Source organism: Dasania marina DSM 21967 (assembly GCF_000373485.1).
GTDB classification, from domain to species: Bacteria; Pseudomonadota; Gammaproteobacteria; order Pseudomonadales; family Dasaniaceae; genus Dasania; species Dasania marina.
Genome location: NZ_KB891588.1, coordinates 91,846 through 104,291 on the forward strand (window position 1 = coordinate 91,846; position 12,446 = coordinate 104,291).

A 12,446-nucleotide genomic window follows, 5' to 3' on the forward strand; every position below is an offset into this window, starting at 1 on the left:
TTACATCACCAACAATGAACCAACACCTCTACCACAAAACAACCGATGCCTATTCAAGTCCTACGAGGCTTCTAACGCTCTGGGTTACTTCGCCAATATCCTGAGCAGTTTCGCCCATTGTCGCCTACCCTAAACACTGCAATAATGTCGACGTTTTTTACCCTCGTACCATTTACCCAAAAGGCAACAGCATGAATATCAATAACAACGTTATCGCTATTACCGGTGGCGGCCAGGGCTTAGGCCGCTCTATGGCAACCTTGCTTGCCAGCAAGGGCGCGCGCTTGGCACTGATAGACCTCAACCAAGAAAAGCTGGATGAAACTGTGCAGCTTTGCAAAGCGGCCGGCGGTGATGCCAAGGCTTATATCTGCAATGTTGCCAATGAAGAAAACGTAGTTGCCACCTTTCAAGCTATCGCCAGTGACTTTGGCCAGCTAGACGGATTAATTAACAACGCCGGTATACTACGCGACGGTATGTTGATAAAAGCCAGAGACGGCAAAGTAGAGAAAAAAATGAGCCTAGCCGAATGGCAGTCGGTGATAGACGTGAACCTAACCGGCGTATTTTTATGCGGCCGTGAAGCTGCCGAGCAAATGATTACGACTAACAGCAAGGGCGTGATTATCAATATCTCTAGCATCTCCCGCGCCGGTAACGTAGGCCAAACCAATTACTCCGCCGCTAAAGCCGGCGTTGCCGCTATGACAGTCACTTGGGCAAAAGAACTAGCCCGCTACGGTATACGCTCAGCCGGTGTGGCCCCCGGTTTTATCGCCACCGATATGGTTGCCAGCATGAAGCCCGAAGCCATAGAAAAATTCACCTCGGTCATCCCCGCTCGCCGCCTAGGCACCCCGGAAGAAATCGCCGAAACCTGCCTCTATATATTAGAGACCGACTATGTAAATGGCCGCATTATAGAAATGGATGGCGGTTTGCGGCTGTAAGCCGCAGTCGCTAGTACTTAGTCGATAGTCTCTAGAGTGGCAGGAGCCCGCTTTTTCTAGCGACTCCCCCTATAGACTTCTCCTATGACTGAAATTTCCAACGCCCACAAAATCTGGCTGGCGGTGCAGCAAATCCCTGCTGGCCGTGTTGCCACCTATGGCCAAGTGGCCGATCTGGCCGGCCTGCCCGGTGCCGCTAGGCTGGTGGGTAATACCATGCACAAGCTGCCAGAAGGCAGCCAATTACCTTGGCACCGGGTGGTTAATGCACAGGGCAAGCTCTCGCTACCCGAAGGCTCAGCAGGCTATCGCGAGCAAAAGCTACGCTTAGAAAGTGAAGGCATCGTCTTTAAAGGGCCACGCATTCCGCTAGTGGATTATCGCTGGCTGCTTTAAGAGCAATATAACTAAGAACAAATAATAAGCAGAAACAATCTGTGCTAAAATCTCGCCCCCTTATTTAGCCTATAGACTACACAAGCTTGTGCACCCTATTGCCATGACCGAAAAAGATTCTATTTACGCCAGCAGTCTAGATAACATTGCCAACTTTGCCTTCGACGACAAAGTCGCCGCCGTATTCCCCGATATGATACAGCGCTCGGTGCCCGGCTATAGCACTATTATCGCCATGACAGGGGTGATGGCCGAACGCTACGCCCAAGCCGGCAGCTACTGCTACGACCTAGGCTGCTCACTAGGCGCCTCCACCCTAGCCATGGCCAAGCAAATTGAAGGGCGCAATTGCAACATCATAGGGGTGGATAATTCTGCCGCCATGCTAGAGCGCTGCAAAGGCAATATCGCCGACAGCGGCACCCGTACGCCCGTGCAATTACTGTGTGACGACCTCAATAACGTCGACATCAAAAATGCCTCAGTCGTGGTGCTTAACTTTACTCTGCAATTTATCGCCATAGAGCAACGCGCCGCTTTACTAACGCGTATCGCCGAGGGTATGAACGAAGGCGGTATTTTAATACTGTCGGAAAAAATCTTATTTGAAGATGAGCACCTGCAAGCACTCAACACCGATTTACACCACAGCTTTAAACGCGCCAATGGCTATAGCGATTTAGAAATCAGCCAAAAGCGCGCCGCTATAGAAAAAGTGCTGCTGCCCGAAACCCTAAACACACATCAGCAACGCTTAAAAAACGCCGGTTTTAAATCCATAGACGTGTGGTTTCAATGTTTTAACTTTGCCTCTTTGGTCGCCATAAAATAATGACGGATTTACTTAAACACTATCAACCCTTTTTACAGCAACTAGCCGACACCGACCTAGCCGACTGGCTAGACAGCCTGCCCCAGCAAATCAGCCAGGGCCTAGATGAAAAACGCTACGGCGACCTACCGCGCTGGAAACAAGTATTAGCCCAGCTGCCCGAATGGCAGGCGGACTCTATCGATTTAAACCAAGCCGCCATTTCAGTATTGGGCAATACCAACACCGAACAACAAGCCGACTTTACCGAGCTACTCAAAGGCCTGCACCCTTGGCGCAAGGGTCCCTTTCATTTATTTGGCGTCGATATAGACACCGAGTGGCGCTCGGATTGGAAGTGGGATCGTTTAGCAAAACACATCAGCCCACTGCAAGGCCGCAAGGTGTTAGACATAGGCTGCGGCAGCGGCTACCACTGCTGGCGCATGCGCGGTGCCGGTGCCGAACTGGTAATCGGCATAGATCCCACCCCGCTATTTATTATGCAATTCTTGTTATTGCAGCATTACATACAAGATCACGCCGTTGCCGTGCTGCCCATGGGCATAGAGCACTTGCCTACCAAGCTACAGTTTTTTGATACCGTGTTTTCTATGGGGGTTTTATACCACCGCCGCTCGCCCTTCGATCACTTAATGGAGCTGCGCGACTGCCTGCGCCCCGGGGGTGAGCTAGTGCTAGAAACCCTAGTTATCGATGGCGACGAAGGCCATGTATTAGTACCCGAAGACCGCTACGCCCGCATGGGCAATGTGTGGTTTTTGCCTAGCTCGGCTACATTAATGCAGTGGCTTAAAAAAGTCGGCTTTGTCGATATTGTGTTAATTGATGAAACCGTCACCTCTATAGCCGAGCAACGCCGCACCGACTGGATGACCTTTTATTCGTTGGAACAATTTTTAGACCCCAACGACCACAGCAAAACCCTAGAAGGCTACCCCGCCCCCAAGCGCGCCATCATCAGCGCCAAAACCGCGCAAAAAAACAGCGAGAGTTAAGGGAGAGCAGAGCATGAAACAGGATATAGTCAGCCCAGCCGATATTAATGCCCTGGTCACCGCCTTTTATCAAAAGGTATTACCCGACCCCATTATAGGGTTTATCTTTACCGACATAGCCGGCATAGACTTACAGCAACACCTGCCCAAGATCGCCGGCTTTTGGCATAAAATACTGCTACCGCAGTCAGCCGAAGGGCAAAGCTATAACGGCCGCACCTTTGAGATACACCAGCAGCTACACCGCCTCTGCGCCTTAAACGAGCACCACTTTCAGCGCTGGGTAATGCTATTTACCCGCAGCGTTGATGAGCTATACAGCGGCCCTATGGCCGAGCTGGCCAAACAGCGCGCCGCCGCCATTGCCGAATCTATGCATAAAGGCTTACACAACCAAGCCGCCACTCAACATATGCTGCAGCGGGAACATAGCGGTGTGCAGTTCTTTGAACCCGATCAAATTCTCTAAACATTTAATCCTATAGTATTCACTGGATGCTGCTATCGCTAAGTATATGTACTTAACAGTGCTCGGTAATTACCGATTTCGTCTTTGCTTAACAGCCACTATTATCAACACCATGGAACACAAGCTGTTGCTATCCTCAACAGCCCTACCCAGCTAGTCGTTGTTTACTAGCACTCATCTAGGTCTCACACTTTTTTAGCGCCCTTCGGGGTGCTTTTTTATGCCTGCCGCTTTTTACTTTATCTTTTTACTTTAGTACTGACTTTAAATTTAATCAGCAGCTGCTATCATGCCGCCCCAACAACCCTAGCTGCCGAGTAGAACCATGCCCAAGCCTATCACCACTCAAATCACCACCATGCAAACCATGGCCAAGTCGGGTAACAAAATCTCGGAAATATTGAGCTATTTGGCCCAGCAAGAAGGTATAGAGGAGCAACTCGTACTGATGGAACGCTGCCGCGACGCCTTTAACTGCAGCTTAGGTAACGTAACAGCTATAGGGGCATGGTGGCATGACAACAGCTGCGAATTAGATAATGACGCCCTCGATGCCTATATCGGTTATGTGCTAACTGATTACCTAGCGGGTAACAGCAGCAGCTGATTGCATAGCAACACCTCACAACAAATGCTAATTGCCGGCAACCCGCAATAAGCATTAGTCGGGCGACATTTACTGCAGCAAAAGCCTAGCAGTAAGTAAGCACCATGCCGATATAAGCCCAGCTAAACCCGCCGCCGCCCATGCTATAGTAGCCCGCCATTTTGACGACACAATTATGAACAAGGTAAGAAACAGTTCTTTGCGCGCCTACCGGCACGAAGCCAGCAAATTACTTACCCTCAGCGCACCTATTTTAATAGGCCAGCTTGCCATTACCGGCATGGGCGCAACCGACACGATTATGGCCGGTAATTATAGTGCTACCGACCTAGCCGCCATTGCCATAGGGCAAAGTTTTTGGCTGCCCACACTGTTGTTTTTAGTCGGATTTTTTACCGCCACCACCAGCCTAATCGCCCACGCCTTTGGCGCCAATAATACATCCACCATCAAAGCCCTGTTCGGCCAATCACTGCTGTGGGCAGCCATACTGTCACCGCTGGGGATAGTGTTGCTCAATAATGCCTCGCCGCTAATAGCACTACTTAAACTAGAGCCCGAATTAAGCCAAATCTGCGCCGATTATTTAACGGCGCTGTCCTATGGCTTACCCGGCGGCGCGGCTTTTTTAGTGATGCGCAGCCTCAGCGAAGGCATGGGTAAAACCCGCCCGGTGATGCTGATACAGCTGATCACCTTTGCCACCAACATCCCCCTAAACTACATGTTTATTTATGGCCGCTGGGGCGCACCCGAACTAGGTGGCGTAGGCTGCGGCTACGCCAGCGCCATCGCCCTATGGCTGCAATGCCTGCTGGGGCTGCTGCTCATCAACAAGCTCTCTATATTTCGCTCACTACAACTGTTTAGCGACAGAATCAGCCTGCAAGCCGCCGTTTTCAAACGCATATGCGCCTTGGGCGTACCTATAGCCTTTACCTTTTTAGCCGAGGTTATACTATTTTCTATTATTGCCTTAATTATCGCCCCGCTGGGCACCGTGGTGATTGCCGGCCACCAAATTGCCCTTAGCGTGTCGGCGCTAACATTTATGATTCCCTTAAGCGTAGGTATAGCGACTACCATTAGCGCCGGCCAGCAACTGGGCGCCCAGCGGCAAGCGCAAGCTAACTTGGTATGCCGTACAGGATTGGGGCTAATTTTAATCACATCATCAACAATGATGCTGATCATTCTATGGTTGAAAGCCGATGTGGCTGGGCTATATAGCAACAATGACAGCGTGATAGGCATAGCCAGTTCGCTGCTTGTTTTTGCGGCGATTTATCAAATACCCGATGCGGTACAAATCTGCATGGCCAGCGCGCTGCGCGCCTACCAAGACACCCGCATACCTTTATTGGTTGTGCTCTTTGCCTATTGGGCGATTAGTGTGCCTTTAGGCTGGGCGCTAAGTTTTGGTAAATTCGGGCTGACACCCTTAGGGGCAAAAGGCATGTGGATAGGCTTGGTGTGCGGCCTAAGCCTGGCCGCATTAATGCTGGGCTGGCGTTATATAATTATTAGCCGCCGGGCTATGACTGCCCATCAAAGCTAAACACCCGACTAGCCAACACCCACGCCCAAGGGCCTGCTTGCACCTGCGCCAGCTCGGGTGCTGGGCAGGCAAACTGCCATTGCAACGCACCACAATAACGGCAGGGCGGTAAGTCTATGGCGGGTATTTTAAAAAAGTGGCGGGACAAATCAACACTGTCGTAATACACATCATTAAGCGCCGCATTAAACAAATACTGCCCTTGGCAAGCACCGCAGGCCTCTACCGACAACTCATCTTCACCGCAAAGATTACCGCCACGCTGCGTAATTAACTCCGTGTTAAATGCTATCGCTGTCACTATCCCTCCCCTCGCAAAATGGCTAGCCATAAAGCGTTAATCCATAAAATACTAGACCATAAAAAAAGGCCCCTGCAAGGAGCCTTTTAAGCAAACTAGCTGCTAAGCAATAAGCTTAACGCTGTTTGCGACGTGATGCTACTAAGCCAACTAAACCCAAGCCTAAAAGCGCTATAGAACCGGGTTCAGGAACAGTAGTAGGGGCGCCACGACTCCAAAGTTTCATATTGGATAGACCGCCACCGCCACCAGTTAACTTGTCATAGGAGAATGTGCCACTGGTTGCACCAGTTTCAATAGTCCATGCAAAGTGATCTGGGCTGCCGCCGCCGTTACCGACGTGTATGGAGATAATCGCTTCGCCAAATAGGCTCCAAAAAGAAGCATCAATAGCCCAAGTCCCGGTAACATGCTGACCCCAAGAGTCGGCATTAGTAGTCAAAAAACCACTAGTACCATTACTACCATCGTTACTGCCTTGCTGAGTCCACGTAGGACCAAACAATGCATTAATGGTAGATCCATTACCATTGGTATTACCTTCACCCGTTAAACATGAAGTGGCTGAGTCCAATTCAGCCCAGCGCTGTGTACTACCGCAACCGATGTTCGCCGACCACGACGCATTGGCAGCAACTAGTAAGAACACGCTTACAACAGTTGTAAATATGCTTTTCATTTCTAAAATCATCCTGGTTTTATTTAAATCATCCAATCAAACACTCGGCTTACATCAACATCATTGTCCATAAACCGATCGGTGCTATTAAATGCAAAATCCAAGCCATTAAATTTAAGTCGTTAAGAAACAATAATTTATAAGAACTAATCGACTATCAAACCTACAATCATGTAAATTATACCGACATCGTATGTAACCACTGACGCAGCAACGCCTTTACCCCCAGCGACTGCGCATTAATCAAGCGCAAAAGTATAGCTGGCCCAACTAGCCCGCTGCCCACACCCGCCACTGTCGAGTAAGTTTACATTATAAAAAATTGCAAAATGATTTCCCTAACAAATACATAACGTTAAAGTTTATGGCCTGTTTGTTGCTGCAATACACGCTGTCGAAAGACTGCAGTATTTATCCTCTTATACAAGGCGGAAACATACAATGAATAAGCTACTAGGCGGCGTTATTTCTACGGTAATAATGTCAACTTCTTTATCAGCCTCTGCTGGCGTCATCAACAACTGGGAAGGCACCGGTGTAGACTTTTTCTCCAGCTGGATAGGCGATACCTTAAGAATTGAAATCGATGCTGGCAATATAACCGCTGGCTCTGGTTGGGATGGTGCTGTCAGAATAGACTCCATAGCAATTAATGATTTTGGCGTGGCCTTTGCCAATGCTAGCGATATCACCCTCGACGGCCCAGGGGCATCCTTTGACGGCATAACTGATGGCTGGGGACTCAATGCTAACGGCTGCCAGGCGCTCACCGGTGGTGTTAACCACCCCTGTTTTAGCGGCAGCGAACTGTTAACCAACAATATGTTCTTTGATTTCACCTTTGCCAATGCTGTTAGCAACTATACCGATAACCCCCATTTAAAAGTGCGCTTTATCGATGCTAATGGTAACAAAAAAGGCAGCCTGCTATCTCAAGACTTGCCCTCAAGAACCGTTGTGCCTGAGCCCTCATCTATAGCGCTGCTATTTTTAGGCCTTGCCGGCTTACTGGCTTCACGCCGCCAGCAACATTAAAGGGCTATCCCGCCCCTAAGCTACACTCCCCAACCGCAGGGCAACCCTGCGGTTGGGCTGCATAATCTATATACACCGATAACCCCTTTCCATTGATCCACATCAACACAGCAAAAACACCACCCCGCTACACTTTCTGCATCATTCACCACACTTAAAATAGCCTTGCATTATGAGCGACCAGGCCCACCTAACCATTGTTTCAGACAAAAATGCTGGCACCCATGCCCAGGTTTTGTCCAGTAAATACGATGTGGCCGGGCCACGCTATACCTCTTACCCAACTGCACCGCATTTTAGTGTCGACTTTGGCTGTAATGAATATCGGCAAGAGCTAATCAAACAAAGAGGCAGCTCTATAGCACCGCTTTCGCTCTATGTGCACATCCCTTTTTGTAAAAACATTTGCTACTACTGCGCCTGTAATAAAATCGTTACTCGTGACAGCACGGTAAGCCGGCGCTATTTAAACTATCTCAATAAAGAGATAGCCATGCAGGCCGAACTGGCCGGACAAGCGCGGCCGGTTACCCAGCTGCATTTTGGTGGCGGCACCCCCACCTTTTTAAACGATGCGGAACTGACTGAGCTTATGCACCACCTAGGCCAGCACTTTAAGCTTAGCGACAGCCCCGACCGTGAATACAGCATAGAAATAGACCCACGCACGGTAAATAAAGATAGGCTCGCGCTATTAAAAGGCTTGGGGTTTAATCGCCTAAGCTTTGGCGTGCAAGATTTTGACCCCGAGGTACAAACAGCTATCAACCGCTGCCAATCCTTTAATATGCTGCTATCGCTAACCAATGCTGCCCGGCTGTATCAATTTAAATCGGTGAGCTACGACCTCATTTATGGCCTACCCAAGCAAAACCTGCAATCGCTCACTAACACCCTAGAGCAGGTACTGGAACTGGCCCCCGACCGCATTACTTTTTACAATTACGCCCACCTACCTGCCCGTTTTAGCAGCCAGCGCGCCATAGACCGCCACACCTTACCCAGCACAGGGCAGCGCCTAGAGATGCTGGCCTTGATTGCCGATGTACTCACCACGGCCGGCTACGTTTATATAGGCATGGACCATTTTGTTAAACCCAATGACGAACTGGCCATCGCCCAACAAGAAGGCCGTTTGCAACGCAACTTCCAAGGCTATTCCACCTGCCTAGCCCCCGACCTAATTGGCTTAGGCGTATCATCCATCAGCTCACTACGCCACAGCTACGCCCAAAACGAAAAAGACCTAGAGCGTTACTACGAACAACTGGATAACAACCGCCTCGCCATTAGCCGCGGCCTGCGTTTAAGCCACGACGACGAAGTTCGCCGCCATATTATTAGCGAGCTTATCTGCAACCTAAACTTGGATATCAAACAAGTAGAGCAACACTTTCAATTATGTTTTTTCGAATATTTTGCCAACATTTTAGAAACACTGAAAACATACCAAAAGGATGGCTTAATCCTTATGGAGAGTGATAAAATCCGCGTCACCTTAGAAGGGCGGTCTATGCTGAGAAATATCTGTATGACTTTTGACCGATATTTAAGCAGCGACGCACAGCCTCGTTACTCAAACACACTGTAACCTTCTTATTTGACCCACAGGATATTGTCAGATTATGGCTGAGAAAAGCGCATTAGCAGGTAATCTATTGAGCAGTAGTGATAAGTCCTGCCCCCACAACCACCAAGTGTCCTGTAACGACTGCCGCCTAGGCAGCATCTGCCTACCACTGGCGATGAAAGATGATGATATCGTCAAGCTGGAAGAGATAGTACAGCGCGGCCGCCCCTTACAAAAAAACGACCATATTTACCGCGCACACGATAAGTTTCACTCCGTGTATGCGGTACGCTCCGGCACCGTCAAAACCTATAGAGTCACCAACGATGGCCAAGAGCAAATTACTGGCTTTTACTTTCCCGGCGAAATTATGGGCATGGATGGCATAGGTTCCGGCAAGTACGCCAACTCAGCCAGAGCATTAGAAACCGCCGCCATCTGCGAAATCCCCTTTGATAGGTTGGAGGCACTCAGCACCGAAGTGCCCAATATGCAACGTCACTTTTTCCAGCTGATGAGCCAAGAGATAACCAGCGATCAACAGCTAATCACTTTGTTGAGTAAAAATTCTGCCGAAGAGCGCATCGCAGCCTTGCTAATTAGCATCTCAGCACGTATGGTGCGCCGCAAACTGTCAGGCACGCAATTTAGGCTGCCTATGTCACGTACCGATATAGGCAATTACCTAGGTTTAACCATAGAAACAGTCAGTCGAGTTTTTAGCCGCTTTAAAAAACAAAACCTTGTTGATGTTGATGGCAAGGAAATTACTCTAAAAGATTTAGAGGCCTTAAGAGAAATCGCTGATATGTAAGCGACAAGCCCCGCAAGATGGCATCTTTTAAGACACGACTCTTTCACAAAAAAAAACCAACCTTTTACCTGGTTTTCACTCAAGGCAACTATAGCCTAAGTGATCAATGGATAGGCTGTTATACATCCTATCTGTATTAACAAAAAACAAACGTTCAAATACATAGGGTTATTTATGAATAATCAGCTTGAGCACCCTGTATACAATTACAAGGTGGTACGCCAGTTTACGATCATGACCGTAGCCTGGGGTGTTATTGGGATGGCCATAGGGGTGCTTATTGCCGCACAGCTGGCCTGGCCTGCGCTAAATTTTGAGACGCCTTGGCTCACCTTTAGCCGTCTGCGTCCACTGCATACCAACACCGTTATTTTTGCCTTTGGTGGCTCAGCATTATTTGCTACCTCACTGTTTGTAGTGCAGCGTACTTGTCAGGCTCGCCTGCTCTCAGACAAGCTCGCCTCCTTTGTCTTTTGGGGCTGGCAACTGGTTATCGTCTCAGCCTTCATATCGCTGCCACTGGGCTACACAACGTCTAAAGAGTACGCCGAGCTAGAATGGCCTATCGACATTTTATTGGCCATTGTCTGGATAGCCTATGCCGTACTATTTTTTGGCACTATCACTAAACGCAAAACCAGCCACATCTATGTCGCCAACTGGTTTTACGGTGCCTTTATCATCACCGTTGCCGTCTTGCACATCGTCAACAGCGCCGCTATCCCGGTAAGCATGATGAAATCTTATTCGGTCTATGCCGGTGCTGCCGATGCCATGGTGCAATGGTGGTACGGACATAACGCAGTAGGTTTCTTCTTAACGGCAGGTTTCTTAGGCATTATGTACTACTTCGTGCCTAAACAAGCGGGTAGACCGGTCTACTCATACCGCTTATCCATTGTGCACTTCTGGGCATTAATTTCGTTATACATATGGGCCGGCCCTCACCACTTACACTACACCGCACTACCTGACTGGGCACAAAGCCTGGGCATGGTGATGTCATTAATCCTCTTAGCACCTAGCTGGGGCGGCATGATTAACGGCATGATGACCTTGAGTGGCGCTTGGCACAAATTGCGCACCGACCCCATCTTGCGCTTCTTGGTCGTGTCTCTATCGTTTTACGGCATGTCGACCTTTGAAGGCCCGATGATGGCGATTAAGACGGTAAACTCACTGTCGCACTACACCGATTGGACCATAGGTCATGTACACGCCGGTGCTTTAGGTTGGGTAGCCATGGTAACTATTGGTGCCATCTATCACTTAGTGCCCGTGATGTTTAACAAAGACGCTATGTACAGCACCCCCTTAATTAATGTGCACTTCTGGCTGGCCACTATAGGCACGGTACTGTACATCAGCTCTATGTGGGTAAACGGTATCTTACAAGGCTTAATGTGGCGCGCGTATAACGCTGACGGCACCTTGACCTATAGTTTTGTAGACTCTGTAGAAGCCAGTTTTCCCGGCTATGTGGTACGCCTCATTGGTGGTATCACCTTCTTTGCGGGCATGCTGTTTATGGCTTACAACGTATGGCAAACCACTCGCAACACTGAAGCAGCAGCGAACAACCCTGCTACTGCAGCCGCTTAAGCGCCGGAGGATAGTTAAAATGAATCATGATTTTGTAGAAAAAAATATTGGTGTCATGTCGGTGTTGGTTATTGTAGCCATCAGCTTTGGTGCTCTAGTAGAAATCGTACCGCTATTTTTCATCAAGCAAACCACTGAGCCGATAGCGGGGCTTATGCCCTACACCGCGCTACAACTGGAAGGCCGCGATATCTATATACGTGAGGGCTGCAGCAACTGTCACTCACAAATGATACGCCCTATGCGCGCAGAAACTGAGCGCTACGGCCACTATTCCGTAGCCGGTGAATCGGTATACGACCACCCCTTCCTATGGGGCTCTAAGCGCACCGGGCCAGATTTGGCGCGCGTAGGCGGCCGTTACAGTGATGATTGGCACCGTGCTCACTTAATGAATCCTAGAGATGTCGTGCCCGAGTCGAATATGCCTGCCTTCCCTTGGTTGTTTGAAAACAGCTTAACTGGCGAGCATACAGCCGCTAAAATGCGCGCCCTGCGTATAGTCGGTGTGCCTTACACTGACCAAGATATTGCTGGCGCTAAAGAAGCAGTAGCAGGCAGGGTGGAAATTGAAGCCCTGATTGCCTACTTACAAAACCTCGGCCTATTGCTTAAGCATAAACGCTAAGCGG

The 12,446-nt window shown here is 49.3% G+C and carries 14 protein-coding genes; 12 read left to right on the top strand and 2 right to left on the bottom strand.

Annotated features, from left to right (window positions below):
* The first annotated feature begins 191 nt into the window (after positions 1-191).
* From B067_RS0116580 to B067_RS20755, 7 genes are all read left to right on the top strand, one after another.
* Positions 192-953: an SDR family oxidoreductase gene (locus B067_RS0116580; RefSeq protein ID WP_019531208.1), complete on the top strand. Its 762-nt coding sequence runs from the start codon at positions 192-194 to the stop codon at positions 951-953.
* A gap of 84 nt (positions 954-1,037) precedes the next feature.
* Positions 1,038-1,349 carry an MGMT family protein gene (locus tag B067_RS0116585; protein ID WP_019531209.1) on the top strand — a complete coding sequence of 104 codons (312 nt, stop codon included), beginning with the start codon at positions 1,038-1,040 and terminating at the stop codon, positions 1,347-1,349.
* A gap of 103 nt (positions 1,350-1,452) precedes the next feature.
* Complete coding sequence (gene cmoA, locus B067_RS0116590; RefSeq protein WP_019531210.1) at positions 1,453-2,181, top strand: carboxy-S-adenosyl-L-methionine synthase CmoA; 729 nt, start codon at positions 1,453-1,455, stop codon at positions 2,179-2,181.
* Positions 2,181-3,179 carry a tRNA 5-methoxyuridine(34)/uridine 5-oxyacetic acid(34) synthase CmoB gene (gene cmoB / locus B067_RS0116595; protein WP_019531211.1) on the top strand — a complete coding sequence of 333 codons (999 nt, stop codon included), beginning with the start codon at positions 2,181-2,183 and terminating at the stop codon, positions 3,177-3,179. Before cmoA ends, cmoB begins: the two co-directional genes overlap by 1 nt.
* Before the next feature lie 13 nt (positions 3,180-3,192).
* A complete protein-coding gene (locus B067_RS20750) occupies positions 3,193-3,648 on the top strand; it encodes a group III truncated hemoglobin (RefSeq protein WP_019531212.1) in 456 nt (151 codons plus the stop codon).
* 325 nt (positions 3,649-3,973) lie between these two features.
* Positions 3,974-4,255: a hypothetical protein gene (locus B067_RS0116605; protein WP_019531213.1), complete on the top strand. Its 282-nt coding sequence runs from the start codon at positions 3,974-3,976 to the stop codon at positions 4,253-4,255.
* A gap of 175 nt (positions 4,256-4,430) precedes the next feature.
* Positions 4,431-5,813 carry an MATE family efflux transporter gene (locus B067_RS20755; protein ID WP_019531214.1) on the top strand — a complete coding sequence of 461 codons (1,383 nt, stop codon included), beginning with the start codon at positions 4,431-4,433 and terminating at the stop codon, positions 5,811-5,813.
* Here B067_RS20755 and B067_RS0116615 read toward each other — a convergent pair.
* Together B067_RS0116615 and B067_RS0116620 are read right to left on the bottom strand one after the other, a co-directional pair.
* Positions 5,791-6,114, bottom strand: coding sequence for a hypothetical protein (locus B067_RS0116615; RefSeq protein WP_019531215.1), 324 nt, complete (start codon positions 6,112-6,114; stop codon positions 5,791-5,793). The genes B067_RS20755 and B067_RS0116615 overlap by 23 nt on opposite strands.
* A gap of 115 nt (positions 6,115-6,229) precedes the next feature.
* Positions 6,230-6,793: a PEP-CTERM sorting domain-containing protein gene (locus B067_RS0116620; RefSeq protein WP_169335590.1), complete on the bottom strand. Its 564-nt coding sequence runs from the start codon at positions 6,791-6,793 to the stop codon at positions 6,230-6,232.
* Positions 6,794-7,234: 441 nt separating this feature from the next.
* Here B067_RS0116620 and B067_RS0116625 point away from each other — a divergent pair, with 441 nt between their 5' ends.
* The 5 genes from B067_RS0116625 (at position 7,235) to ccoO (ending at position 12,442) form a co-directional block, all read left to right on the top strand.
* Entirely contained in the window at positions 7,235-7,828 is a 594-nt protein-coding gene (locus B067_RS0116625; protein WP_019531217.1) for a PEP-CTERM sorting domain-containing protein, read from the top strand.
* Positions 7,829-8,000: 172 nt separating this feature from the next.
* Entirely contained in the window at positions 8,001-9,419 is a 1,419-nt protein-coding gene (gene hemN, locus B067_RS0116630; RefSeq protein WP_019531218.1) for an oxygen-independent coproporphyrinogen III oxidase, read from the top strand.
* Positions 9,420-9,453: 34 nt separating this feature from the next.
* Entirely contained in the window at positions 9,454-10,212 is a 759-nt protein-coding gene (gene fnr, locus B067_RS0116635) for a fumarate/nitrate reduction transcriptional regulator Fnr (protein ID WP_019531219.1), read from the top strand.
* 174 nt (positions 10,213-10,386) lie between these two features.
* Positions 10,387-11,814, top strand: a complete 1,428-nt coding sequence (gene ccoN, locus B067_RS0116640) for a cytochrome-c oxidase, cbb3-type subunit I (RefSeq protein ID WP_019531220.1) — start codon at positions 10,387-10,389, stop codon at positions 11,812-11,814.
* Between the two features lie 19 nt (positions 11,815-11,833).
* Positions 11,834-12,442: a cytochrome-c oxidase, cbb3-type subunit II gene (gene ccoO / locus B067_RS0116645; RefSeq protein WP_019531221.1), complete on the top strand. Its 609-nt coding sequence runs from the start codon at positions 11,834-11,836 to the stop codon at positions 12,440-12,442.
* Positions 12,443-12,446: the final 4 nt, after the last annotated feature.